Annotated in this window: 23 protein-coding genes, 1 tRNA gene and 2 pseudogenes; 14 read left to right on the top strand and 12 right to left on the bottom strand. The window is 42.8% G+C overall.

Features of this window, described 5'->3' with window-relative positions; genetic code table 11:
• Window positions 1-172 precede the first annotated feature (172 nt).
• Window positions 173-1273 carry a glutamate-cysteine ligase family protein gene (locus RMY63_RS33755; protein WP_322732881.1) on the bottom strand — a complete coding sequence of 367 codons (1101 nt, stop codon included), beginning with the start codon at window positions 1271-1273 and terminating at the stop codon, window positions 173-175.
• Window positions 1274-1584: 311 nt separating this feature from the next.
• On the opposite strand from RMY63_RS33755, the pseudogene RMY63_RS33750 reads away from it, so the two are divergent.
• Window positions 1585-1845 (top strand): annotated as a pseudogene (locus RMY63_RS33750) (DUF4351 domain-containing protein); the annotation flags it as partial.
• 165 nt (window positions 1846-2010) lie between these two features.
• On the opposite strand, the gene RMY63_RS33745 reads toward RMY63_RS33750, so the two are convergent.
• The 4 genes from RMY63_RS33745 to RMY63_RS33730 form a co-directional block, all read right to left on the bottom strand.
• Window positions 2011-2349, bottom strand: a complete 339-nt coding sequence (locus RMY63_RS33745) for a hypothetical protein (RefSeq protein ID WP_322732880.1) — start codon at window positions 2347-2349, stop codon at window positions 2011-2013.
• A 141-nt stretch (window positions 2350-2490) separates the two neighbouring features.
• Complete coding sequence (locus tag RMY63_RS33740) at window positions 2491-5016, bottom strand: cyclic nucleotide-binding domain-containing protein (protein ID WP_322732879.1); 2526 nt, start codon at window positions 5014-5016, stop codon at window positions 2491-2493.
• A gap of 355 nt (window positions 5017-5371) precedes the next feature.
• Window positions 5372-6019 carry a response regulator transcription factor gene (locus tag RMY63_RS33735; protein WP_322732878.1) on the bottom strand — a complete coding sequence of 216 codons (648 nt, stop codon included), beginning with the start codon at window positions 6017-6019 and terminating at the stop codon, window positions 5372-5374.
• A gap of 62 nt (window positions 6020-6081) precedes the next feature.
• Window positions 6082-7299, bottom strand: coding sequence for a sensor histidine kinase (locus RMY63_RS33730; protein ID WP_322732877.1), 1218 nt, complete (start codon window positions 7297-7299; stop codon window positions 6082-6084).
• A 497-nt stretch (window positions 7300-7796) separates the two neighbouring features.
• Here RMY63_RS33730 and RMY63_RS33725 point away from each other — a divergent pair, with 497 nt between their 5' ends.
• From RMY63_RS33725 to RMY63_RS33680, 10 genes and pseudogenes are all read left to right on the top strand, one after another.
• Window positions 7797-8186 (top strand): hypothetical protein, encoded by a 390-nt coding sequence (locus RMY63_RS33725; RefSeq protein ID WP_322732876.1) that lies wholly within the window; start codon window positions 7797-7799, stop codon window positions 8184-8186.
• Window positions 8187-8434: 248 nt separating this feature from the next.
• Window positions 8435-9715 carry a S41 family peptidase gene (locus tag RMY63_RS33720; RefSeq protein ID WP_322732875.1) on the top strand — a complete coding sequence of 427 codons (1281 nt, stop codon included), beginning with the start codon at window positions 8435-8437 and terminating at the stop codon, window positions 9713-9715.
• A 117-nt stretch (window positions 9716-9832) separates the two neighbouring features.
• Window positions 9833-10480, top strand: coding sequence for a hypothetical protein (locus RMY63_RS33715; protein ID WP_322732874.1), 648 nt, complete (start codon window positions 9833-9835; stop codon window positions 10478-10480).
• 280 nt (window positions 10481-10760) lie between these two features.
• The gene (locus RMY63_RS33710) at window positions 10761-11744 is read left to right on the top strand and encodes an RNA polymerase sigma factor, RpoD/SigA family (protein WP_322732873.1); all 984 of its coding nucleotides are present in this window, start codon (window positions 10761-10763) and stop codon (window positions 11742-11744) included.
• Between the two features lie 249 nt (window positions 11745-11993).
• A complete protein-coding gene (locus RMY63_RS33705) occupies window positions 11994-13505 on the top strand; it encodes an efflux RND transporter periplasmic adaptor subunit (RefSeq protein WP_322732872.1) in 1512 nt (503 codons plus the stop codon).
• The gene (locus RMY63_RS33700) at window positions 13502-16624 is read left to right on the top strand and encodes an efflux RND transporter permease subunit (RefSeq protein ID WP_322732871.1); all 3123 of its coding nucleotides are present in this window, start codon (window positions 13502-13504) and stop codon (window positions 16622-16624) included. The genes RMY63_RS33705 and RMY63_RS33700 overlap by 4 nt, the downstream gene beginning before the upstream one ends.
• Window positions 16625-16663: 39 nt before the next feature.
• Window positions 16664-16987 (top strand): DUF433 domain-containing protein, encoded by a 324-nt coding sequence (locus tag RMY63_RS33695; protein ID WP_322732870.1) that lies wholly within the window; start codon window positions 16664-16666, stop codon window positions 16985-16987.
• Between the two features lie 247 nt (window positions 16988-17234).
• On the top strand, window positions 17235-20357 hold the full coding sequence (locus RMY63_RS33690; RefSeq protein ID WP_322732869.1) for an efflux RND transporter permease subunit: 3123 nt from the start codon (window positions 17235-17237) through the stop codon (window positions 20355-20357).
• Window positions 20358-20790: 433 nt separating this feature from the next.
• Window positions 20791-20901, top strand: a pseudogene (locus tag RMY63_RS33685) (cobalamin biosynthesis protein CobW); the annotation flags it as partial.
• 127 nt (window positions 20902-21028) lie between these two features.
• Window positions 21029-21502 (top strand): ABA4-like family protein, encoded by a 474-nt coding sequence (locus tag RMY63_RS33680; RefSeq protein ID WP_322732868.1) that lies wholly within the window; start codon window positions 21029-21031, stop codon window positions 21500-21502.
• Between the two features lie 92 nt (window positions 21503-21594).
• On the opposite strand, the gene RMY63_RS33675 is transcribed toward RMY63_RS33680, so the two are convergent.
• The 3 genes from RMY63_RS33675 to RMY63_RS33665 form a co-directional block, all read right to left on the bottom strand.
• Window positions 21595-21810, bottom strand: coding sequence for an acetyltransferase (locus tag RMY63_RS33675; RefSeq protein WP_322732893.1), 216 nt, complete (start codon window positions 21808-21810; stop codon window positions 21595-21597).
• Window positions 21811-22099: 289 nt separating this feature from the next.
• Complete coding sequence (locus RMY63_RS33670) at window positions 22100-22408, bottom strand: DUF3181 family protein (RefSeq protein WP_322732867.1); 309 nt, start codon at window positions 22406-22408, stop codon at window positions 22100-22102.
• Window positions 22409-22527: 119 nt separating this feature from the next.
• Window positions 22528-22785, bottom strand: a complete 258-nt coding sequence (locus tag RMY63_RS33665) for a hypothetical protein (RefSeq protein WP_322732866.1) — start codon at window positions 22783-22785, stop codon at window positions 22528-22530.
• A 124-nt stretch (window positions 22786-22909) separates the two neighbouring features.
• Between RMY63_RS33665 and RMY63_RS33660 the strand changes: the two genes are divergently transcribed.
• Window positions 22910-23581 carry a Uma2 family endonuclease gene (locus RMY63_RS33660; protein WP_322732865.1) on the top strand — a complete coding sequence of 224 codons (672 nt, stop codon included), beginning with the start codon at window positions 22910-22912 and terminating at the stop codon, window positions 23579-23581.
• 189 nt (window positions 23582-23770) lie between these two features.
• Here the strand turns inward: RMY63_RS33660 and RMY63_RS41995 are convergent, their stop codons facing one another.
• Together RMY63_RS41995 and RMY63_RS33650 are read right to left on the bottom strand one after the other, a co-directional pair.
• Window positions 23771-23863: a hypothetical protein gene (locus tag RMY63_RS41995; RefSeq protein ID WP_416212570.1), complete on the bottom strand. Its 93-nt coding sequence runs from the start codon at window positions 23861-23863 to the stop codon at window positions 23771-23773.
• A 43-nt stretch (window positions 23864-23906) separates the two neighbouring features.
• A complete protein-coding gene (locus RMY63_RS33650) occupies window positions 23907-24344 on the bottom strand; it encodes a calcium-binding protein (RefSeq protein ID WP_322732863.1) in 438 nt (145 codons plus the stop codon).
• Window positions 24345-24433: 89 nt separating this feature from the next.
• On the opposite strand from RMY63_RS33650, the gene RMY63_RS41990 reads away from it, so the two are divergent.
• Entirely contained in the window at window positions 24434-24493 is a 60-nt protein-coding gene (locus RMY63_RS41990; RefSeq protein WP_416212569.1) for a hypothetical protein, read from the top strand.
• Window positions 24494-24616: 123 nt separating this feature from the next.
• Here the strand turns inward: RMY63_RS41990 and moaC are convergent, their stop codons facing one another.
• Window positions 24617-25126, bottom strand: a complete 510-nt coding sequence (gene moaC, locus RMY63_RS33645; protein ID WP_322732862.1) for a cyclic pyranopterin monophosphate synthase MoaC — start codon at window positions 25124-25126, stop codon at window positions 24617-24619.
• A gap of 34 nt (window positions 25127-25160) precedes the next feature.
• On the opposite strand from moaC, the gene RMY63_RS33640 reads away from it, so the two are divergent.
• Window positions 25161-25234, top strand: a tRNA-Arg gene (locus RMY63_RS33640).
• Window positions 25235-25273: 39 nt separating this feature from the next.
• Here RMY63_RS33640 and RMY63_RS33635 read toward each other — a convergent pair.
• The gene (locus tag RMY63_RS33635; RefSeq protein ID WP_322732861.1) at window positions 25274-26527 is read right to left on the bottom strand and encodes an MFS transporter; all 1254 of its coding nucleotides are present in this window, start codon (window positions 26525-26527) and stop codon (window positions 25274-25276) included.
• Between the last annotated feature and the right edge of the window lie 82 nt (window positions 26528-26609).

Genomic DNA, 26609 nt, shown 5'->3' with positions numbered 1-26609 from the left:
TAATCTAGTTTTGGCAGGTTAATGGTTGCACTATTTATCTTCAGTTAGCTCGACTTTATCCAATCAAAGGAATTTAAGTAATATGCACCTGAGAGGATATTTGTAAAGTATGAATTTATATAAAGATTCTCCTTAATCCCCTTTCATAAAAGGAGAAAAATAAATCTTTTCTTTAAACTTGATAAGTCTTCCTTATTACCTCTTCTATTGAACTTAGGTGATGGAACATTTCTATTAATTCATGGGATCTTGTTTTTCGCTTTGCCAGCAGTACTTTTAAGGGCATTAAATAATGAACATCTGGGTCATCTCCTAAAGCAACTTCGGCTGCTTGCAAGACTTTTGCCGCATTCTCAAAAATATCTTCGTTTTCAAACGCTTCTTTTGCAGAAAGTTGGTGTAATGCTGCATCGGGTACAGTTGCTCTACCCAGTAAGGTTTCATCTAACACCAAACCTTTCAATAATATCAGCAAAGCCGCATAGATTAAAAAATCATCACAACTATCACAAGCTTTAAATTCAATGCGTCCTACTTCAGCCGGAATCCGGGCAATTTTTGTTAAGGCAGGTATGCTATGAATCAGTTGTTCTTTTTTTTGAACAAAAACCAGAGTAGCTGGTCTTTTTCCAGTTCTGATAAATGTTCGTACCGATAATCCATCCCATAAACCTCCATTATAAAAAGGAGAGCTATAACTAAAAGGAACAATATAGGGACTGTAATAAGTTAACTTTCTGCCAATATCAATTACATCTTCAGTTGACAAATCTGCCACTGAAATATTTAAATCTGGCCCATAAGATACCATGTGAATATTAGCAGTTTGTTCGTCAGGATAAGCTTCTAGCTGTTTGATTTCATAATTGTTTAATGGGGGTTGAGGCTCAAAAGCTGGATTGTAGGGATTGAAACTAACCAAAACTGGTGATAAGCCAAAGTCAGCAGCCACCTTGCGTAGCAAGTCAAAACTTTCTGATAATTCAGTAATAGCACCTTGAATATTAGAATGAATAGTTGTTCTAATTTCAATACCTTTAACATGACAATCTATCACTTGATCAGAATCCGCAAATCTTTCAAATCCCTCAATGTACCATCTTTTCATCTTAATACCCGCATCACCGACGCGGAGTTGAGGATAGTCACTGGGGTATGTAGGTAGCTTTTCAATAATTTGATTGAAATCAGCAAATTTAGTGTGGGAAAAATCAGCAAACTTTCCCTCATTGTTCAAGAAAGCGACTTCATGTTCAATGCCAAAGAAAAACATTATATATACCTTAATTTTTTAGAGTTAACGGAATTTAACTAATGCCAAGCGATCGCAATCCCATAGAGAAGGAAGTAACATCAGTAAACGATTCATTAGAGGAAAATATTTGCGATATTTAGCTAATTCCAAAAGAAGCCTCTCGCTTACCGCTGACGCGGGAGCGATGAGATGAATTTTGGGGCAATGACGAAAGCATCCCCGACCAATGTTGACCACCGCTCAACGAGAAAGTGGGATGCTTCAGAAATTGCCTATGTCTGTGTTTGGCAATGAGTCATTTCCAATTCGCTTGTTCCCATTCGCAATTCGCAATAATTTTTCAAGAAATTCCCGCTGAAGGCGAACAACGCGGCGAACAACGAGAACGAGCGCTGATTCTTCGTCAGCTTACTCGACGGGTGGGAGAATTACCCCAAGAGGTGCTAGAGCGGATTGAAACTCTCTCTTTAGAACAATTAGAAAATCTTGCTGAAGCATTGTTGGATTTTCAGGCGATGCCTACGGCGGTAAACTACGCGGATTTAGAAACCTGGTTCAGTACATTAGACGTAGGAGTGAAAATGACGTAGATACAATTTATGAATTATACCTACCAAGGATTTCGCGCAACGCATAATTAATTTCACTCCTATGTCTATTAGATGAATTTTTCCATTTGAGCCAATGTCTAATGGCGCTAGGGGAAAAATAGTTTCAGAAGAACGAAAGGGAGTTGAGCTTGTCAGATTGCCACATTAAAGCTCAATTAACTTGAAGCCCCAAGGTTTGAGAGCCGCTAGAGCTATTTCTGGATTTACACCTTCATAAACTTCCCATTCCAACGGATGCTCTTTAGGATGTCCGTCGCCGACATTACCTGCAACTTTGATGATCGGACAGTTGGCGATGCGATCGCGCTCCAACCCTTTTGGAATTGCTAGTTGGATTTTGTGCCCGATAAACTTTGATGTACTATCATTAGCTACAGATTCACGGATTAAACAAATATCACCAGCAGTGCCCCAAGTCGTTTGGTAGATATGGAGGAACGATATATAAGTTGCTGGTTTGATGGATTTTTTTAGAACGTGCATTATCTGTAATCCTTATACTATGAGTCAAAAATCATAAATCATACAAGTATTTTCTATCACGTTCGTAGGGAAGAATGTTCTTAACTCACATTTTGCATCTAGCCCAGGCGATTAGAAACCGCCTGGTGAAAGATGTGAAGCTTAAGAGACGATAATTGCCCACATACTAACTCCCAAAGCGATCGCTGCTAGGTGTTGCAGCATCAGCGATCGCAGTGGTTGCTTGGCAATTTTTTGCGTTAATAATATCGTCAGCAACACGGAGAAAATTATTGTTGTACCTTGCAAAAAGTCAATCACAGCCGGGTGAGCAACCAATATTGGCAATTGTTCCCCACTCAAGCCAAAAGTAGCAAAGGTAACAGGTAAAATCCGCCCGCCTTCGCCTAACCCCAAACGTAGATAGTGAGCCAAGTTGCCCCCCAACACTAATGGTAGGTAGCCATAAGTGAGTTCTATAAACGATCGCGGCTTACGGTTAAAATTGAACACTTGGATCGAGCTATAAACCGCGAAGGTAAAAGCTGCTGGAATAATTAACACTAGCAGCGATAATCCCAAGTGCTGCCAAAAATCAGTTAAATCCAGTTGCAGCCCCAACCAAGATTGCAACTCTGGCAAGCGATGTAGATATATCCCACCCAACAGCAAAAACAATAATGCTACTTCATAGCTGCGGGGTACATGAGTTGTCCACAGTTCAATACCAGGGGGACGCAAGTTGAACTCAACGGAACGATGGGGACAGGCTTTAAGGCAAGTCATGCACAGTACGCAATCTCGGTTATCTTCTAACTGCGCTGGGTGTGAGTATAAAGGACATCCATTGGTTTCCAACCCTTCGCCCTTTTGCGGCCCACCTTTATAACACTGATAAGTGGTGCAACTGGCAGAACAAATACCTTGCTGTGCCCGGAGTTCCGTCATTGAAAGTTTGGCAAATAAACCATTCATGCCGCCGATGGGACACAGATAACGACACCAAAACCGTCGTTCAAAAATAGCCGAGAAAATCATCGCCCCAGCAGTAATTAACAGCAGCAAACAAGCGCTGAGGTAAGCTGTATTTTCTAAATGCCAGAGTTCTTCCCATAAGAAAATTAGGGTAAATAACCCAAAGAGAAACCATCCGCCCCATTTCTCAGCTTGTTCTCTCGGCCAGCGCTTGAGTTTTCGAGGCCACAGCCATAAAGAGAGCTTTTGGGTGATTTCCCCGTAAATCATGAACGGACAAACAGAACACCAGATACGTCCCAAAAAGGGAAAGAGAAATAAGAAGAAAGGCCACCACCAAGCCCAAAATAGATTTAAGACGAAATTGCGATCGCGGGTTTGCGGCCCAATAAATAACACTGCCAGAATAATCGCAAAAGCCGTTGCAGTAAAACCATAATTAATGCGATCGGGCCACCAGGGACTACGTAAAAACCGCCGTAAACGAGGAGAGGCATTTAACAGATTCACCCGAAATCGTTTTTTCTTTGTTTCGGCTGGCCAGAAAATTTCTTCTGTTAATTCATTGGCATCCTCAGCTTGGACGATCGCTCTTTCTACCAGATTTTTCAATTCCCTGAGGTTGCCAGGAAAATCATACGACTGGAGGCGACGCAAAGCTTCTGGGGTAATGTGCGGTTTAGAAATGCCTCTAGAGCGTGTATAAAGATTGGTATAATATTCGACTTGTGTCTGAATATCGGTTTTGCGCACCCGTAGCGGTGGTACTTTAATAATGTGACCAATACAGCGTTCAATTGTCGGCTGAGTTTTTTCTGAAACAATCAGAATTCTGGCTTTACTGGGGCGAGGTTCAGGTGCTGCTTCTCCAGAACGAGCCACGGGGCTATATGTGCCAGTTTTGAGCAACTGGGTTACAGGAGGTAATAATTCTTCGGGCAATTCTTGAATGTTGTTGAAAACTAGAGTACCTTCTCCCAACCATTCCAACAATCCTGGTTTGCCGCCAGCGCGACCGAATAAATCTGCACCGCTCGTTTGGAGAATACCACAATTTAGTTTAATAATTGGTTCTCGCCGTTTGGGAGAACCAAAGTGGATGAGAGCTGCTATATTGTCTTTTTCTAACCCTGGTTCTCCGAAAATATCCACTGATTTGCGGTCAGCAGCGGCTTCTCGAATTTGCTCCCGTAGCCGCACAGCATAGCGACTTGTACCGACAATTCCCCGTTGCGCTTTGGTGACTAAATATGGCCGCAAGGCAATAGAACGTTCTTGTTCATAGCCAAGTGCAGATGTGGCTTGAGCTAATTCTTGAGCCAATTGGCGCGAAAAAGCCTGAGCAATTTCGGAGTATTGGCTGACTAATTCCCGAAATTTAGCAGCAGGCACAACCCACAAGTGACATTCGGTTACTGTAGTAATTGTGAATGGAGTTAATTCTTCCAACAGCAATTCTTTGAGTTCAATCACTGCACCTGGGAGAAATCCACAAGCTAAAGCTGGGTTGCTTTGATTGGTGGTATTGCTTTCGAGTTGACCTTTTACAAGAATATAAAGGGCTTCTGGAGAATTGCCTTCACTAACTAAGTCAGTTTCGGCGGGCACAATTTGTTCTTCAATTACTTGAGCGATCGCATTTAACACTTCCGGTGAGAGAATTCCTAAAGAGGTGCGTTCTTGTAGCCATATAACCGTTTCTGGAGATGTCATATTTAGTTCTCCCTGTAGGCTGCTGTATAACAAGAATTATCCCTGAAAGGGTATGTCAAAATATCTATATTCAGTTGTTGTGCATTAATAGACTTCTTGCATAAATCAAAAAAAGAACCCCACCCCGCCTTTGACTTACGTCAAATTCTCCCTGTCCCTAATCCCCAGAGGGGGCCCCGAGTTCCCCGGACGCGGGGTGGGGTGTTAGGGGACTTTTGCAAGAGGTCTAATATATAGCCGTAGTCATATAGGTTAAGACATAATGACAAGCGTGAATGTCAGGAAGAGTAATGTTTTTACCTCCTGCCTCCAGCAAAGCTGCCTCCTGCTATACAATGTGCAGCCCAAGTAGACTCTACTTAAGTCCACTAAACAACGAATGGGCAAACAAAGCGGCTTGAGTGCGATCGCGTAAACTCAACCGACTCAGAATATTAGTAACATAATTCTTAACAGTGTTTTCTGAAAGAAACAGCGATTCAGCAATTTCACGGTTATTAGCTCCACAAGCAATTAACCGCAATACATCTAATTCTCTGGCTGTGAGTTGCGCTAATTCTGGAGGAGTTTGCACAGATGCGACAGGCGCAGTAATCGGCGTGAGTGCTTTCTCAAACAATCCTGGCCCAAGTAGGGTTTGTCCCTTGTAGACGGATCGAATTGCCAACATTAGTTCATCTGGTTCGGTGTCCTTGAGCAAATAGCCCTTTGCACCCAGCCGCATCGCCTGGAAAACATACTCATCATCATCGAAGGTGGTGAGGACGAGAACTTTAATGTCAGGATATTGTTGAGCGATCGCTTTTGTGGTGGCAACTCCATCCATTACGGGCATTCGGATATCCATTAGCACAATATCGGGTTGCAATGCGGCAATCTGTTCGAGCGCCCGTTGCCCATTCTCCGCCTCACCGATTACCTGCATCTGGTCATTCGACTCAAGCATACTCTTAAGTCCCTGGCGAATAAGATGCTGATCGTCAACTAATAAAATCCGAATCATAACTGAGATGGGGAGTAGGGAGTAGGGAATGGGGAGTAGGTAATTCAATTACTTGAAAAGCCCTATAACAAAAGCTTTGATAGTGGCAAAGAAACAGAAATACAGCAACCAGTTCCTAGTTGACTGTAGACATTCAATTGACCGCCCAGTGTAACCGCCCGTTCTCGCATCCCTTGTAGTCCAAAGCCGGTAGTATTTTGAGTGGGGTTAAACCCTTTTCCATTATCTTCGATTGACAGATGAATCATCCCAGCGTGAGCCAGTAGTCTAACGATGACACTCGTTGCCTCGGCATGTTTGCAAATATTTGTTAATGATTCTTGCACAATGCGGTAGAGAGCTGTGTTTACTTCTGTTGGTAAAGTCTGCGGTACATCGATTTTACAGGACGGTTCAATACCTGTGGTTTGCTGGAAATCTGTCAGTAGCTTTTCAATGGCTGATTTGAGAGATTGCCCTTGTAAAGGATTTGAACGCAAAACCGAAAGCGATCGCCGAATTTCTAGCAGCGCCTCAGCCCCCAGTTCTTTTGCCTGTTTGAGAAATGTCAACGCTTTATCATTATTTGATTGCCAAAACAACAGAGTATTATTAATCTGAATGGTTTGGGCGGCGAGAGTGTGTCCTAACCCATCATGAATTTCGCGGGCAATTCGGTTGCGTTCCTGCAAGGTTGCCTGATCTTCAATCCGCAGGGCATACTGGTACAGTTGTTGATTGGTTCTCTCTAATTGCTGATGGGCAATTTCTAACTGCTCTCGACTTTGGCGCTCTGCAAGCAGGGCATTAATTAACAATAAAGCGAATACTAACGTTAAGCTAAACAATAATATATTACTTAATCGCCAATCCCTGGACATGGCGATCATCTTATCTCGCATAAAATTCTCAGGTTCAATGGGTCTTGACAAAAGCAGTATTCCATGAGATAGCAGAGATAAAATCAAGATAACCAACTGTCCCGATCGCTTAAATATCAGACAACTCCGCATCACCAGTACCAGACACAGCAACAAAACGGAGCGAGGAGATAAGCTATGTTGAGTCGCTGGTAGCCAAATTAAACCGAATTCCAGGGCTGTATAAAGTAATTTTGTTTCCAGCCGAACCATTGGTAGTCTCAAGCCCATCAAGCTAAAAGTTGCGATCGCCAGAACTCGTAGCAGCAACGACCAGGATAACTCAAATGGCAGCAGAACTTCCATGAACACTGCCGTGGCTAATAACAGCCACTCTAGGTAAAGCAACAAACGGAAAGATGGGTAGATCAAGCGAACCATAGAACTGTTCCAACTCAATGGTCTTTCTAACAAAACCATAGGTATTTTCACAATTTTAGAGGTAAATATTGAACTGGAGATTGGGGATTGGGGACTGGGGATTGGGAAGATTTGAATGAGAATTCAGATTTATAGGGAAATATTGCATTGGGGACTAGGGGATTGGGGATTGGGAAGATTTTAATGAGAATTCAGACCCCAATCAAATCTTACTCATATTTTTTTTCCCAGTCCCCAATCCCCAGTCCCCATTACTCCTCTATATAACGAATCTGTCTTTAGTATCGGTAGAGCCGTTCCGACTAATTAACTATTTCTAAATTAGGAAAAAAGTCACAATAACTTGAGTACTTTTTTACTGGTCAGGTTAGGAATTCTAGCTCATGTGCAAACTGATTCTAACTTTTAAGATTAGCTTGTGTAAGTAAAGCAGCGACTTTTCAAACATCTTCCAAACAGTTATTCGTAATTACACACAACAAAAACAAGAGAAGTAAATGATTAAAAAACAGATAATTTTACCAAGCCTGCTATTTGCAACTATCCTAATTGGAGGAATGACAGGTTGCAGCAGTTCTAAGTCTCCAGATGTATCTCAAGGGGATGACTCTGGGACAAAGGTATCTAATACTTCTACTTCTACGACAAACTCTCCGGGAGCGAATACGCCAGAACGTGCCCAGAAGCGTGAAGAAATTCGCAAGCAAGTTGAGGCAGTTCTCACCCCAGATCAGGTAAAGGAATTGTCAACGAAATTACAACAAGGTGAAAAAATGCGTAAAGCAGTGTTGAGCCTGAATCTTACCGCTGAACAAAAGACTAAAATTCAGGATATTTTTAAAACTGCCTATCCCCACCGCAAAGGAAAATCTCAAGATAATTCGTAATTTGTCATTTGTCATTGGTCATTTGTCATTTGTCATTTGTCATTCGTAATTATGATTGCATAAGGGTTATAGACTTTTCAAATGAGTGATTCATTTCTGCCGTACTAGTAGTTTTATCAAAACAAAATTCAGGATTCATCTGTGAGAATTTAGAAGGAATTATCTGCAACTAGGGTATTCATTCAAGCCTTTATTGATTACATTCTGGATTCTGGATTCTGAATTCTTTATTCTTCTTCAAGAAAAGTATGTTTAAACAAAAATTTCTCGTCAAGATAGAACTGGCTGCTATTGCAGCAATCCTTGTAGGAAGTAGTTTTTACGCTTCTAAAGCTTTAGGTAAACCCCAAAATAGCCCCCAAAAAATGGTGGATGAGGTGTGGCAAATCCTAGATAAAAATTATGTTGATGTCAGCTTTAACCATCAAGATTGGCAAGCAATTCGACAGCAGTATATTAACCGTTCCTATAGTTCCCAGAAAGAGGCTTATGGAGCAATTCAAGAAATGGTAGCGAAATTAGGCGATCGCTACACCGAGTTTTTCGATCCACAAGATTTTAAAGCCCTAAATAACGATATTTCTGGCAACCTCAGTGGCGTAGGGCTGGAATTGGCACAGAATGAAAAAACTAAAGCCTTAACTGTTGTCGCCCCAATTCAAGGAACCCCTGCTTTTAAAGCGGGTATTTTGCCGGACGATGTAATTGTCCAAATTAACGGTCAAAAAACTCAGGGGATGAAAATTGAGGATGCGGTGAAGCGGATTCTGGGGCCCGTGGGAACCAAGGTAATACTCATGATTCAACGGGGTAGCCAATCGCAAACTTTCAAACTTACTCGCGCCAATATTGCTATCCATCCTGTAATTTACAACACGCAAACAACAACAGCAGGCAAGATTGGTTACATTCGTTTGCCAGAGTTTACGCAAACTGCCCCCGCCGAGATGCATCGGGCAATTCAAGCATTAGAAAAACAGCAGGTGCAGGGCTACGTTTTGGATCTGCGTTCCGATCCAGGTGGACTGCTGGATGCGAGTTTGCAAATTGCCAGTATGTGGTTGAAGCAAGGGGCGATCGTGTCTTTGGTAAATCGAGATCAAGTGAAAGAAAGCTACGATGCATCGGGACATCCTCTCACCGACAAACCCTTAGTGATACTCGTCGATAAGGGATCTGCTAGTGCTAGTGAAATTCTATCGGGAGCGCTGCAAGACGATCGCCGCGCCACCTTAGTAGGGACTCGCACTTTCGGTAAAGGTTTAGTTCAAGCCGTAGAGCCACTAGAGGATGGTTCGGGGCTGAAACTAACGATCGCCAAATACTACACACCGAAAGGTCGAGATATCAATCATGTCGGCATTGCCCCAGATATTAACGTGGAGTTAACCGAGGCACAACAAAAAGCCTTAGTGCAAAACCAAACCTTGGGCACATTAGCCGATCCTCAGTATGCTAGCGCCGTTGCTAACCTAACCAAATTGATTCAGTCTGGGGCCAATCATCTGAGTTTGCAGCGTGGGGAATGAAGGAGGCAGGAGGCAGTCCCAATGAAACAAGTTTCACCGCCAAGCATGAAGTCTCTTTCTCCCCCTGCCTCCCTTGCTCCCCCTGCTCTTTCAAGTCAGGAACTATAGTTTTTTATCATGCCAACCCGCAAAGCCCAACGACTTGAAATTTGTGAACCAGTCCCAGGTCTGCAAATCCTGGTTCAACTTAGTAACACTCGTTTAGTACGGACAGTCATAGCTATTGTTACTCATCATCAGCTCGCGATCGTTGGATTTGTATTTGTTACCACCTTGGTTTTTTCGATCCGGGAAAACGCCCCCTGGCTGACAGTACCTAAACAGGTAGCGATTGAATTCTTTTCTGCTGTATCCCAGTCCCTAGCTGCTTTATTGGGGGTGTTAATTGTTTTTCTCACCTTTACTAGTCAGTTGATCGCTCAAAGGAGATATGAGGATTACTATACACTTCAGATTCAGATTGACCAACTGATTCGTCTAACTCAGTCTCTTCCGCCGGAACTCAGTAATTTTGATAAAACTCTGATCGCACTGATTAACTATTTAGTTCCTTTGCATTTAAAAGATTTCCCAATCTGGTCAACTAGCTCTCAGGTGCTACCTTGGGACAAACTTTTAGATAATTTCAAGAATGAACATGAATTGATGCAAGTGCAGCAACAATGCTCTTTAGCTACCCATCTACACCAACAACAAATTCTACTGGTCATCAATAACATGGAAGAAATTCTGGAAAGATTTTCCAGGCTTTACATCGCATCCTAGAGATGAGCCGTTTCATTCTCGCGATTGTCAAGTTGTCCTTTCTCCTGGGAGTTTCTCTCGTGTTTTTGCTGTTATTTGGCATTATCGATTTGCAAAGGAAGTTTCCTGATCTCAGCCTACCTGTAATTGTTTCTCTAGCAATTTGGGTATTGATTGCTCTTTTAGAGCTAGTACTTGATACCTGGTTTTTTTATAAAAACCTCTATAGCTCATCGAGTCACTATCTGCGTTTTTTCCCAAATAAAAAATATCCGAATTAATAGGCAGAGGCTAACTCACCATGAGTAACTTAACATTCTTAGACACCAAATCTAGTAACACAACCAAAGCATCTCAATTTACAACTGATACAGTACGTGCTTATCTTCAAGAAATTGGACGAATACCTCTATTAACCCAGGAGCAAGAAGTTTTTTTTGCCCAACAAGTTCAGCAGCTGATGAAAATACTTGCTGAATCCGAAAAACTGACTGTTGAATTAAAGCGGACACCTACACTGCCAGAATGGGCTAACCAGTTGCAGTTAAGCGAACAAGAATTACTTCAAAAGCTAAATCAAGGGAAAAAAGCCAAGCAGAAAATGATGGCGTCTAATCTCCGGCTTGTGGTGTCAATTGCCAAGCAATATCAGAGACGTAACTTAGAACTGATGGACTTAATTCAAGAAGGTACTTTGGGTTTAGAGAGAGGGATTGAGAAATTCAATCCAGCTCTAGGATACAGATTTTCAACTTACGTTTACTGGTGGATTCGTCAAGGAATTACTAGAGCGATCGCTCAACAAGGACGTGCAATTAGATTACCCATTCACATCAATGAGAAGTTAAATAAAATTAAGTGCGTTCAGCGAGAATTATCTCAAAAACTGGGTCGTATTCCCACCACTACGGAAATTGCTCATGCACTTTCTTTAGAGCCTAGTCAGATTCGGGAATATCTAACTTTGGCTCGTCAAACTATCTCTCTCGATCTTCGAGTTGGCTCAGACAGAGATGTAAAGTTAGAAGATTTAATTGAAGATTATAGATATTCTGAAAATGGCTATACAACTCAGCAATCTCTCAATCAGGAACTTGAAGACTTATTGTCAAGTTTATCTAAACAACAACAAGAAATCTTAAATTTACATTTTGGGTTGATAGATGGAAATGAACTTTCTCTAGAACAGATTGGTCAGCGTATGGGGATTAGTCGAGAACGAGTCAGACAGATAGAAAAACAAGCTCTCCACCTTCTATATCGACAGCTAAGAAGTAATAAGTAAATATGGGGGAAATAAAGCATTAACTAAGATGAAGAGACATTTTGAAGATGATGACTTAAAAGTTGTTGAAAAATATTATTTGTTTGATTTGAAATCGACAAAATCATCAATATTTGATAAGGCATATCGAGCAAACTGGAAAAAACTAATTATTTAGATGTGCCGCCTCAAATGAAATTGGTATCAGTTAGAGTTGAGGTGTAAAGGGTTTCACGGTTTTTAATTAATTAAAATGCATTGGGGGTTCTGATGAACCATGATATTTCTAACGAGAGTTTGATTGAGAATAGTATAAAACCGGAGCTACCGCGATCGCCAAAAAAGAAAAAGATTCGTTTGGTAATTTTGGGGGTAATATTGCTGGCTGGGCTGGGTTTTTTGGGTATTTATACAGGTGCAGCCAAATCAGACAAAGCTGAAAAATCTGGGCGTAATAAACAGCAAGTGACACCTGTAACTGTGGCAATGGTGACACAAAAAACGGTTCCGATCCAATTGCAGGCGATCGGTAATGTGCAATCGGGGTCTACGGTAGCGATTACACCCCAAGCTAGCGGACGGATCGTTGGAGTTTATTTCAAGAAAGGTCAAGATGTGAAAAAGGGACAACTTTTATTTACCCTAGATGACCGATCGCAAGCTGCTGCAATCCAGCAAGCTCAAGGAACTGTAGCAAAAGACCAAGCCTCAGTACAACAAGCCAGAGATGCATTAACTAGAGATTTGGGTCAGGTAGACCAAGCTAGAGCCACTTTAGTCAAAGACCAAGCCTTAGTCCGACAAGCCCAGGCGAATTTGGCCAAGGATCAAGCACAAGCAGAATTTGCTCAGGGACAGAGCGATCGCTATAGTGCATTGTATAAGAAGGGCGCTATCAGCTTAGATCAAGCACAGCAATACGTTTCTAACAGCAAATCTGCGACAGCAACCCTACAAGCAGATCGAGAAGCGATCGCTAATGCTGAGGCTGTTTTAAAAAGCGATCAAGTGGCGCTGACTAATGCTGGTGCTGTTGTCAAAGGCGATCAAGCTGCGATCGCTAATGCTCAAGCCGTTGTCGTTTCAGACCAGGGAGCATTAGACAATACCAAAGTGCAATTATCTTACGCCAAAATTTATGCGCCGATTGATGGTCGCGCTGGCAATATTCTGGTAACTCAGGGGAATGTGGTACAAGCCAACAGCACGACTCCACTTGTTACCCTCACCCAAATTCGCCCAATTCAAGTCGCTTTTTCCATTCCCGAAACAAATCTGCCCCAGGTACAAAAGTATATGCAGAATGGCAAGCTGAAGGTAGATGTAACGTTCCCCGATAATCCATCTCATTCTATACCAGGTATTTTAACATTTGTCAATAATACGGTTGATAATACTACGGGAACAATTCAACTAATTGGTGACTTTGATAACACTCAAGGACATTTGTTTCCCGGTCAATTTGTCAATGCAACGCTAACGCTAACCGAAGAACCGAATGCAATAGTTGTTCCCTCTCAAGCCGTGCAGAATGGCCCCGATGGGCAGTTTGTCTTTGTAGTTAAGCCAGACAATACGGTAGAAAATATTCCAGTTACAGTTAGCAGCACCATTCAAGGGCTAGATGTAATTCAGAAAGGGCCGCAACCAGGCGATAAAATTGTTACCGATGGTCAAGCGAATCTCGTTTCGGGTAGCAAAATCCGCATCAAAACAGGAAGAGGGGCAGGGGGCGGGGAACAGGGGGGAGAATCCCCGAAGTCAGGCGGAGGTGAATCATGAACCTTTCGGAACCATTTATTCGCCGCCCGATCATGACGACTCTGGTGATGGCGGCGATTTTGATCTTCGGTTTCATGAGTTATCGGTTGCTGCCAATCAGCGATTTACCAAGTGTGGATTATCCCACAATTCAGGTAAGTGCTTCTCGACCGGGAGCCAGCCCCGAAACAATGGCAGCATCGGTTGCCCGTCCTTTAGAAAAGCAATTTTCTAGTATTGCTGGACTCGATTCGCTTAATTCAACTAGCACTCTGGGACAGACTCAAATTACCCTGCAATTTAACCTGAGTCGGAATATTGATGATGCAGCGCAGGATGTGCAAGCCGCGATATCGGGAGCATCAGGGCAAATTGCGACGGATTTACCCAATCCTCCTACTTACAGTAAGGTTAACCCCGCAGATCAACCGATTCTCTACCTTTACCTGGACTCTCCCACACTACCCCTTTCTCAGGTAGATAATTATGCTGAGACTTATCTGGCGCAAAAGCTATCTACAATCAATGGGGTGGCACAGGTAGCCGTCTATGGTTCCCAAAAGTATGCGGCTCGAATTCAACTCGATCCGCAACAATTGGCAACGCGGCAAATTGGGCTAGATCAGGTGGCAACGGCGATTCAACAGGGTAACGTCAATTTACCCACCGGCAGTCTTTCGGGAAATCATAAGAATTTTACAGTCCAAACTAACGGGCAACTTGAAGATGCGGCTGCTTATCGCCAGTTGATTGTGTCATATAAAGATGGAATGCCTATCTATCTCAATCAACTGGGCAGGATTATTGACAGTGTAGAAAATGACAAGATAGCAAGCTGGTACAACAATACTCGCGCCATTATTCTCACCATTCAAAGACAGCCCGGAACCAATACGGTACAAGTCGTAGACACGATTAAGAAATTGCTTCCGAATTTGAGCGACCAGATTCCAGCATCCGTGGAAATTGGGATTCTCTATGATGCTTCTCAGTCAATTCGAGATTCAGTAGATGATGTCAGATTTACGTTGATTTTGACGATCGCTCTAGTTATCTTAGTAATTTTCCTATTTTTACGGAACCTCTCAGCGACGGTGATTCCTAGTTTGGCGTTACCCGTTTCGCTGATTGGCACTTTTGCAGTCATGTATTTGCTGCACTACTCACTAGATAATCTGTCGCTGATGGCGTTGACCCTTTCGGTGGGCTTCGTAGTGGATGATGCGATCGTCATGCTAGAGAATATTGTCCGTCACATGGAAATGGGGGAACGTCCCTTAGAAGCGGCGTTGAATGGGTCGAGAGAAATTGGTTTCACAATTTTATCGATGACCCTTTCCTTAGTTGCAGTCTTCATCCCCATGTTGTTCATGAGTGAAGTTCTGGGACGATTATTTCATGAATTTGCTGTAACGATCGCAGTTGCAATTCTCGTATCTGGTTTTGTGTCTTTGACTCTGACTCCGATGTTGTGCAGCCGTTTTCTGCGTCCTGTAAATCATGCTAATCAAAGTCGGTTATATCAAGCTTCAGAATATGTATTTGATCGCTTCCTCGGTTTGTACGATTGGAGTCTGAAAAAAGTCTTAAAATATCACTTTACCACGATGATTTTATCTGTCGTTCTCTTGGCGGTGACAGTTGGGTTGTTGGTGGTAGTTCCCAAAGGCTTTATTCCTAGCGAAGATACCGGACAAATTACAGGCATTACCCAAGCAGCCCAGGATGCATCCTTTGATAATCTTGTCCAGCATCAGCAGACAGTTGCTAACCTGATCCGCCAAGACCCGAACGTAGATGCAGTCAACTCCAATATTGGGGCGGGAGCGAGTGCTAGTGGCAGTGGGGCAGCAGTTGCAGCCAATTCCGGGAGTTTGTTTATTCGGTTAAAACCGCGATCGCAGCGTCAACTTGGTGCTGACGAAATCGTGCAAAATTTGCGAACCAAACTCGCCACAGTTCCAGGCATCCAAGTATTCTTACAAAATCCCCCAGCGATACCTATTGGTGCTCAACAAACCACAGGACTTTATCAGACAGCACTTCAGAGTTCTGATGTCAAACCCTTACAGGAGTATGTTCCCCAACTTGTTCTCAAGATGAAGGAGATGACAGAACTCCAGGATGTCAATAGCGATTTACAATTTGCTTCCCAGATTCAAATTGACATTGACCGCGATAAAGCCTCAACTTATGGGATTACCGCCGAGCAAATCGAAAATACCCTGAGAAGTGCCTACGGTTCCTACCAAGTATCAACCATCTATGCAGCGACCAATGAGTATCAGGTGATTTTGGAATTAGCACCCCAGTTTCAGCAGGATATCAACGCTCTGTTGACTTTATACATTAACTCCAGCACAGGAATAGCAGTTCCTCTGAAGACATTCGCCAAACTATCTCAGGGAGTCAGCCCGTTAATGGTCAATCATAACGGTCGGATGAACGCCGCCACCATTTCCTTTAACCTCGCTCCCGGTGTTTCCTTGGGAAATGCCAACCAAAAAATTGAAGAACTAATCGAGCGGGTGATTCCTAAGAGCATTAGTACCAGCTTTCAGGGTGCAAGCCAGGTATTTCAAAGTTCACTGCCGAGTTTGGGTTTATTATTAGCGATCGCCATCTTAGTAATTTATCTAATCCTGGGCGTTCTCTATGAGGATTTCATTCACCCAATTACAATTCTTTCCGGTTTGCCATCAGCAGGTTTTGGGGCATTGTTAACGCTGATAATATTCCATGTCGAACTGAATGTTTATTCCTTCATTGGGATAATTCTCTTAGTGGGCATCGTCAAGAAAAACGGGATTATGATGGTGGACTTTGCAATCGTTGCCCAGCGAGAAGAATTGAAAAAGCCGTCTGAAGCGATTTATCAAGCCTGCTTAGTGCGCTTCCGTCCGATTATGATGACGACGATGGCAGCATTAATGGGAACCTTGCCCATAGCGATCGGATTTGGCGCTGGTTCCGAATCCCGCCGTCCTTTAGGTATTGCAGTTGTAGGCGGACTAGTGTTTTCTCAGATATTGACCCTGTATTTAACACCCGTGTTCTATATCTACATGGAATCATGGCGGAAAAAGCTCAGTCAAGTTAAATTTCGGCGGGTATTTTCATTTTCAGGCGGGCGATCGTGATGTTTAACAAGTAACACCAATCTTTCACATATACTCGATATGACTTTAACAATAGAACAAGAAAATCCTCCCTTAAGTGAAGATGCAACAGGTGCAATTCGGGTAGGTAATACAAGGGTTTTGCTAGAACTAGTGATTCATAACTTTCAAGATGGTGCGTCCCCTGAATCTATTGTTGGGCGTTACTCATCCTTATCATTATCTGATGTATATCTGACAATTGGCTACTACCTTCGACATCGAGATGCTGTCGAATTATACCTCGAAGAACGCAAACAATTAGCTGAATCTGTTCATCAACGTCTGTCAAATGTTCAACCTGATTTGAGCCTAATTCGTTCTCGCTTATTAGCACAGCAATAATTTAAAAAAATATCAATGCTGAAGTTATTGAATATAGAGTTATTGCACCTATCACACATTTATCAAAATCACGTTGACATTATATTTCAACACAGTTGAGTTAAGTATTTCTTCCTTCTCTTCCTTTGCGTTCTTTGCGGTTCGTTTAAAAAAATTGACTTTGAAAAAGAATTAAGTCTTAACACCAAGCGTATTGCATTATTTTTAGCGATCGCATCCCCACCACATTTCTGGGATAACAAAACTCATGAACCTTTCAGAACTCTTCATTCGTCGTCCAGTCATGACCACCTTGGTAATGATGGGTATCCTCATCTTCGGTCTCATGAGTTATCTACTGTTACCCATTAGTGCCCTACCCAACGTTGAATATCCTTTTATATCTGTCTCTGCTAGTCTCCCCGGTGCCACCCCAGAAACAATGGCATCTTCAGTCGCCGCACCTCTAGAAAGACAGTTTACCGAAATTGCCGGACTTAATTCATTTAATTCCACCAGTTCCACAGGCAGCACCAACATCTCCCTACAATTTGACTTTAACCGCAGAGTGGAAGATGCCGCCAAAGATGTACAGGCGGCCATCTCAGCCGCAGCCGGACAACTGCCAGCCGGAATGCCTCACCCGCCTACGTACCGCAAAGTCAACCCGTCTGTCTCACCAGTTATTTACCTCTATATGTATTCTGAGACACAGCCAATCTCGACAGTAGATGAATACGCAGAGGTAACAGTTGGTCAGCCAATCTCGATGATTGATGGTGTTGCTCAGGTACAGGTCTATGGTCAACAGCAATATGCAGTCCGCGTTCAGCTCGATCCGCGAGAGTTGGCATCGCGGGGAATTGGTCTAAATCAGGTAAAAACTGCCATTCAACAGGGAAATGTCAATTTGCCAATCGGTAGTCTCTCTGGCACTTACAAAAGTTATACAATTCAGGCGAATGGTCAACTTACCGATGCTGCCAGCTATCGCCAGCTAATTGTAACTTACAAAAATGGTGCGCCTGTGCGGCTCCAAGATTTGGGGCAGGTGATTGACAGCGAACAAAACGTCAAAGTCTCCAATTTGTATAGCGATCGCAAAGTGACAAACCGCCATTCCGTTGTTCTGGCTGTACAGCCGCAGCCCGGAGCTAACACGGTAAATATTGTTGATGCGATTCAAAAACTTTTACCTACACTCCGCGAACAAGTTCCCAAATCGATTGAGATGGGGATTATGTACGATCGCTCCCAAACAATCCGAGCCTCTGTCAATGATGTGAAATTTACCTTGGTTCTCTCGGTTTGTCTAGTTGTCTTGGTGATTTTCTTATTCTTGCGTGATATAACAGCCACCCTAATTCCCAGTTTGGCGTTACCTATAGCGATTATTGGCACTTTTGCTGTCATGTATCTGTCGGGTTTTTCCCTAGACAACCTTTCACTCATGGCGTTGACCCTCTCCGTGGGCTTTGTCGTGGATGATGCGATCGTTGTGCTAGAAAATATCGTCCGTTATCGAGAAATGGGCGAATCTCCCCTAAATGCGGCATTGAAGGGATCGAGGGAAATCAGCTTCACAATTTTGTCAATGACCCTCTCCTTAGTGGCGGTGTTCATCCCGATCATGTTTATGAGTGGAATAATCGGTAAATTATTTCATGAATTTGCCGTGACGATCGCTGTGGCAATTTTAGTTTCGGGTTTTGTTTCCCTCAGTCTCACCCCCATGTTGTGCAGTCGCTTTCTGGGTTCACATCAGCAAAGACCAAATCTGCTATATCGAGTCTCAGAACGGGCATTTGATTTACTACTGCGGGGATATGATTGGACTCTCAAGCCCGTCTTAAAATACCGCCTGATGACACTCATTGGTTCTGGCATTTTGCTGGTAATGACTGTTTATTTGTTCATCATCGTTCCCAAAGGATTTATTCCAACCGAAGACACTGGACAACTGATGGCGAACACCAAAGGAGCACAAGATATTTCTTTTGATGATATGCGGCGTCACCAGCAAAAGGTTGTTGACATTATTCGTCAAGACCCCAACATTGAAGCAGTTGACTCGATTGTAGGTGCAAGTGGCCCCAACGGTTCGGTCAACTCCGGGCGAATTACGATTCGGCTCAAACCACGTTCTCAACGTCAACTGAGTGCTGACCAAATCATTCAAGAGTTAACCCCCAAGTTGAGACGTGTAGTTGGGGTTAAGACATTCCTCCGTTCTCCGCCAGCTATTCCCATCGGTGGGCAACAAACTAATTCTACTTATCAGTTCACCTTGCAGAGTTTGAATTTACAAGACTTGCGCCAATACGTTCCTAAACTTGTAGATAAAGTTAAAACCCTACCAGGACTGCGGGACGTTGATAGCGATTTACAACTTAGCACTCCTCAAATCCAAGTTCAAGTTGACCACAACAAAGCTGCAACTCTTGGGATTACCGCCCAACAAGTTGAACAAACTCTCAGCGCTGCCTATGGTTCTAGCCAGGTTTCGACTATTTATACCCCAAATGACCAATTCTATGTAATCTTAGAAGTAAAACCGGAATTTCAACGAGATCCTAGCGCCCTATCGATGCTCTATGTGCAATCGAGTACTGGGAAACTTGTTCCTCTAAGTGCGATCGCTAATATCACTCAAAATGTCGGCCCCCTTACCGTCACTCACGTTGCTCAACTCCCCTCTGCAACTATCTCTTTTGATACGCTCCCAGGAACGTCTCTAAGTCAAGCTACTGATGCCATCAAACAAGCAGCCAGTGAGATGTTACCCTCAACAATTACCCCCAGCTTTCAAGGTTCAGCCCAGACTTTTCAACAGTCCTTCAATGATTTAGGCGTGCTGTTGTTGGTGTCTATTTTAGTCATCTACCTGATTCTCGGTATCCTCTATGAAGATTTCATTCACCCAATCACCATTCTTTCCGGTCTGCCTTCGGCGGGTTTTGGTGCATTACTGACGCTGCTGATTTTCCAGGTTGATTTAAATCTTTACTCTTTCATCGGCATAATCTTGCTAGTAGGCATCGTCAAGAAAAACGGGATTATGCTGGTAGATTTTGCAATTGTTGCGCAGCGAAAAGAAGGGAAAAATTCTTTTGATGCCATCTATGCCGCTTGCTTAATTCGCTTCCGTCCGATTATGATGACGACGATGGCAGCTTTAATTGGGACATTACCTATTGCTCTGGGTACAGGAATAGGTTCAGAAGCGCGTCGTCCTTTGGGGATTGCGATCGTTGGTGGATTGGTGTTCTCTCAGATATTAACTCTCTATCTGACTCCAGTGTTTTACATTTACATGGAGACATGGCGGAAAAAGCTGAGTAGGCAAAATCAGAAAGCTAAAAAAAAGCATCTGCCAGCAGTGAAAAGTTAATCATAGTTTTTGGTATAGCAGTCGAAGCATAGGTTAGGACTATGTTGGTTGCTGAAACCTTTGATAATACTGAGTTTCTACTCAGCACGGGCTAAACGCCCCGCTATCGCTAACAGCACGGGCTAAACGCCCCGCTTCCGCTAACAGCACTTTGCTATAAAACCGCACCCATGTTGAAAGTTGAGAAACAAAATCCAACATCTACTTTATGCTAGAAGTAATTGCATTGAGCAATCGAGTACGAGGTGCTTTTGTAAGTACCTCACAACCCGTGTTACTTAACGATTAGAGAATCTAATGACGATTAAACTACTACAAAAATCTTTTCAGTTATAGATGTTAGGATTTACATTTTTGGCAGATGTTGCTTTTTGTTCCAACTCCTCTACCGTTTGTGCCACAATGATTTGAGGAATTAAAGCCAAACCTAAACTTCGCTAGCGATCCAGATGCGATCGCAGCCCAGCGACAAACAGATGATAATCTAGAACACGAAACACCTTTGCAAGAACTGTTTGAAGACCAACTTGCTTGTGCAGACTTGTTTGGATCGTACCTTTGATCCAGAAAAGCTGCAACAGCAGTTGCAAACATTAGTACAACAACATTTTTACTTTAAACTCATAACTCCTAACTCATAACTTAAACCTCACCCTTCACTTTACAAAGATATGACGATTTCTCAACTATTTAACGTTGCCAACCTTTTCGTCTTGCCATTTTGGGCGTTGATGATTTTATTGCCCAACTGGAAAGTTACACGACACATAATGTCATCATATTTACCCTTTGTGCTCTTAGCTGGGGCGTATTTGTATTTGTTTATCAACAGCATTACCCCAGAAAATGCTCAAGCTTTATCGAATCCTCAATTAGCTGATATTGCACGGTTTTTTGCAGATGAAACAGCTGCGGCAACAGGTTGGATTCATTTTTTAGTGATGGATTTATTTGTCGGTCGTTGGATTTATTGGGAAGGACAGAAAACAGGTGTTTGGACAATTCACTCTCTGGCTTTATCTTTGTTCGCTGGGCCTTTGGGATTACTGTCTCACATTTTAACTGACTGGATTACTAAAATATTTTTCCCAAAGTTTCAGCAGAATGAAAAGGCGACATTAGCAGAACAAGAAGTAATCAACTAGCACATAGTAATAGGGGCGCACAGATGTGTGCCCCTACTATTGATAATTGCTAATAGTTTACTTCCATTACCAATTATCTGATTTTCAAATCATTAACCGTTGCCGTGTCTATATTCGGCATCTAACCAACAGCGTGGTAGAACTTCACCAGAAGGAAAAACGAGATTTTCTTTTTTAAAACTATTAGGTGGCTGTTCTTCTTCACCTTCTTGTTGTCGTGCGTGAACGACATCATTATTCGGGTCGAGCAATTCCTGAATTTCAAGAATTTTTACTAATTCGCCAGTATCTTTGAGTTGTAAAAGCATAGAAATTGCCTCCATAAGTTTGCATGAGAGTATAAAACGAGTCTCAACATCAACTCGCTCACATCTCAACTGATTTAGAACGTCGAGATTCCTTAATTGTTAAAGGAAATTTTTACCAGATATACACACATAAATTACACAATATTTATCTATTATGTGCATCTGTGATTTTCATTTTTATAAAATTGACACGCTAAACAAATTTTCAATTCAGCATCTCAAATCTAAAATCTGATAAAAAATTGCTGACTAAGAAAATTTTAAACTTAAATAATTTTGATTTTAGGGATTAGACTTCGCGTTGATATTTTTCCAAAATATCTACTAACGTGACCTGGCATTGCAGCGGTAGTAAATCGATTAAAGGAAGTTCTCTTTTACCACCGCCAATTTTCACTGGAATTGATTCCAAGACTTTTATAACTTGATCTTCACTTACATTGTTGGAAGTAATTAAAGGATACAACTGTTCAGCAACAAGAGTATGCAGTTTGGCATTAGATAAATAAAGATGCCATTTGGCAATGTCTATGTAGACATTTTCGCCAATTTCAGCTGCTAGGGCTTCCAGTAATTCTGTGGTGTTAGTCTTTGCCATAAAAATAACCCTACGTTAAGAAAGAGTGCGAAATCTCAGGCTTTTTTACATTATCGCTCAATTAATAGGCTGATTCTACTACCACAGGTTACAATCGCCCCAGCATCAGCAGTCCGTCTTCAGGTGGATTTAGGTGGAGTTTCGCTGTAATTAGCGATCGCACTAATATAAATCAGATGCACTAATACTATTCCTGTCCAACTTGCAGTCAATAACGGCAGCCACTCCCAGGTAGTGCTTTTCAAGATGTGAAAAAACCATAAGCCAGAATTAATCATAGCAGCGATCGCTACATGAACGGCAAAATTCATCCGGTCATCAATCTTGCGGTAATCAGGGTCTTTGCGATCGGGTTTGCGAGGCCAACGAGGAGGCATAAATATTTGTTACAGATTTAAATACACCCTACTTATTCTAAGGTTTTTGGGGCAGTCGTTGCGATTAGACTTCTAGAAGCAGTCATAATTGAATTGGAAGTCAAGAGCCGTTGGGTTAAATACGATGAAGATCTTTGAGCAAATAGACCCCGATTTCCTCTATCCAGATAGCGACGGCAAACCAATGGCAGACAATACAGAGCAATATCGTTGGATTGTCTTGATTAAGGAGAATTTAGAGATTCTGTTTGCTAATAACGATCGTGTTTTGATTGCGGGAGATTTACTCTGGTATCCCGTCCGTTCTCGGCTGATTGCACCGACTGCACCTGATGTGATGGTTGTCTTCGGTAGACAAAAGGGAAAACGTCGTTCCTATCGTCAGTTGCAAGAAGATAATATTCCACCACAAGTGGTCTTTGAAATTCTTTCTTATAGTAATGATACCAAAGAGATGGAGCGTAAGCTGGAATTTTACGATACTTATGGTGTTGAAGAATACTACTTATACGACCCTGAAAGTTTTCAATTAGATGGCTGGGTGCGGCAAAACAACCATTTGAATAAGCTATGGCAAATGGATGGTTGGTTGAGTCCCCGCTTAGGAATTAGATTTCAAACGGGCCTTGGAGAGTTAATAATTTACCGTCCAGATGGACAGAGATTTTTGAATTCCTTGGAACTCAATCAACGGGTAGAACAGGCTGAGTTATTGCTAGAACAAGAACGCCAACGCGCCGAACAGTTGGCAACCTACTTACGTAGTCTGGGCATCGACCCTGACAACCTGCCATAACTGGGTAGTGGGGAGTGAGGAAGAAGAATTAATAATACCCATCTTCCGTTCTGTGGACTAGTTCTATTAATGAGCTACGTTCGACGAGTTTGGCATAAGTATTTTTTAAATTTGCTAACAGTCGTCATAGCGATCGCCTATGATGACTGTAAATTGCATTTACAAGTCAGTGTCTTCCGTAACACTAACTCAGATAAGCGTGTCGTTACCGTCCCCAAGAGCATAACGGTAAATATCAGCACCACCTTTACCGTTGAGAAAATCATTGCCCTTGCCGCCAATCAGAGTATCGGCAACGCTGGTGCCTTCCAGGGTATCGTTGGTACTAGCTACCCAAGGTCAGATAAGCATTTCGCAACTGCGCTTCATTCCAGATGGTTCCATCACTGAAGGTAATCTTTTCAACGCCGTAGTCATCAGTGCGATAAACTTGATCCGTGAGGATGACGGAGCCAGTTACACCAGCGAAAGAAATCTTCAGGTCATAGCTGCTACCGAGGCGTGTAACAATTGCGTTGCTGGCAGTCAGACCAGTGCCGGAGAATATAAGCTGGTCGTTGCCGCCGTTGTATTCAGAATCATTGAGGGTGTCGTTGCCGTCCCCAAGCGTATAACGGTAAATATCAGCACCACCGTAACCTTTGAGAAGATCATCGCCCTTGCCGCCAATCAGAGTATCGGCAACGCTGGTGCCTTCCAGGATATCGTTGCTAGCAGCACTTAGGGGAATCTTCTGAATTTCAATATCTTTGATACTTAACATGGCTACTGAATATCCAAAACAGTATTTGGGAAAATTGTCACATTTTCTGTCAGGATTTGTGTATTAATTTCAGTTAATTATCTAGACGCTTGAAAGTTGTTAACTATCCTGCTAAAAAACAAGAATTGATTCAGCACGCTAGAAAATAAGGAGTAGATAAGGTGATTATTTCTCAATACACTTGTGTTAAGGCTTAACTCTTTGTCAAAGTCAATTTTTTTAACGTAGACGCTTCTTCAGGTTGTTGCAGCGCAAAGGCAGAGCGGCGCAGCTTATTGCTCTGGCGAGGAATAATCTTCTGATTTCCCGCCACTCTTACTTATTAAACGAATTGATTCAATTTGAATCGACTTTTCTAAAGCTTTTGCCATATCGTATAAAGTCAGGGAAGCAACAGAAACGGCAGTTAAGGCTTCCATCTCTACACCGGTTTCAGCTTTGGTTTTGACTGTGGCTTGAATTTGATAACCTGGTAGTTGGGGATCGGGTATGATTTCGACTGCGATTTTTTGTAAAGGCAACGGATGACACAGAGGAATTAAAGTGGCTGTTTGCTTGGCTGCCATAATTCCAGCCAATCTTGCAGTTGCTAACACATCCCCTTTTGGGACATTTCCAGCTTGAATGGCAGCGAAGGTGGCTGGCAGCATTCGCACATTGGCAGCTGCTACTGCTTGGCGAATCGTGGGTGCTTTATCAGACACATCCACCATCTGTGCCTGTCCTTGGGGATCTAGATGGGTTAAGTTGGCAAAATTAGCTGGAAAATTATCTTGCGCCATTTGGTTAGAACGTGTTAAGATATATTGTCGATGAGGGCGTGTAGCTCAGTGGACTAGAGCACGTGGCTACGGACCACGGTGTCGGGGGTTCGAATCCCTCCTCGCCCGTTTTTAAAAAGTTAAGAGTTGAAAGTTAGGAGTGATGAGTTAAATTTCATCACTCCTAACTTTTAAGTTTTTCAAGGCGTAGGCATCTGGAGCTAGACCTAATGCAAAGCGCAGTGAGTTGGATAAGTTTTTGCTTGAATGGGTGAGGAAGAGGACAAGTGCTAGAGAAGTGATTGCAGCACCGTAGCCAAACATATCGCGGTAGCCTACAAGTTCTGCGATAATACCCAAAATAGGAGCAGCGATCGCAATTCCCAAATCAAGTCCAGCTATACATATAGCAAAAATTTTTCCCCGTTCTGGCGGCAGTGAACGGTCTGCCATCATCGTAATCATCATCGAGAACAGTATACCACCACCAGCGCCTTCAGCGATCGCAGCCAGTAAGAAAACGATCGCGCTGTCAGCTTGCCACAGCAGTATTAACGCCAAAACGTAGCAAAAAATACCAAAGGTAATAAACAAACCACGCCCGAAGCGATCGCTCGCCTTACCAGCAAACACCCTGATACTAAAACTAGAAATTGCCGCAGCTGTAAAAAACAGTCCGCCATTGAAGTCCACATCAGTGGATTTAAGGAACAACGACACAAAGGTATGTACAGCACCAAGGGACAAACCAACCAGCAACATAACTAAAGTTGGAACTCTCACCCGTGGACTGGCCAAAATTTGCCAAAATTTGCGATCTTCTCCCTCTGTCTGCTCCTGCCTTTGCACTGGCGGATTCGTAACTTGTACAATCCCCAACAGGGCGACAAAACCCAATTCGGCGGATAACAGAAATAATATCCCGTAACCACTTGTAGCTTCTAAATACCCACCCAACGCAGGGCCAATTGCTAAACCAATGGGAGTTGCTAGAGTCATGTACCCAATGATTTCACCACGAGTCTCGGCGGGAGCAAAATCTGCGACTAAGGCACTGTAGCCAGTGGTAAAAGCGGCAATACTAATACCGTGAAAAATCCGCACCAAGATTAATAGTCCGATTGATTGGGTTGCCAAATAACCAAAGGGTGCGATCGCAGCTACTATCGTACCAATCAATAAGACAATTTTGCGATCGCGTTCATCGGCTAACCGTCCCAGTATCGGGCGAGATAGCAATAACCCAATGGCAAAACTACCCATCACAATCCCAATTTCTTGCTTGCTTGCGCCCACATCATTGATGTAAAGCGGTAAAGTTGGTAAAAGCGAAGACAGGCTCGACCAGAATAATAAACCTGCTGTAAATAAATACACCAGGTTGCACCGCAGTAGGGCGTCAAAGGTATTAAATGTTTTCAAGGTAGATGCAATTTAATTGGTTTTTTGTTATTTGTCATTTGTCATTTGTCATTTGTCATTTGTCATTTGTCATTTGTCATTT

Source organism: Nostoc sp. ChiQUE01b, assembly GCF_034531255.1.
Lineage (GTDB): Bacteria > Cyanobacteriota > Cyanobacteriia > Cyanobacteriales > Nostocaceae > Nostoc.
This window is presented reverse-complemented; position numbering and strand designations above follow the sequence as displayed.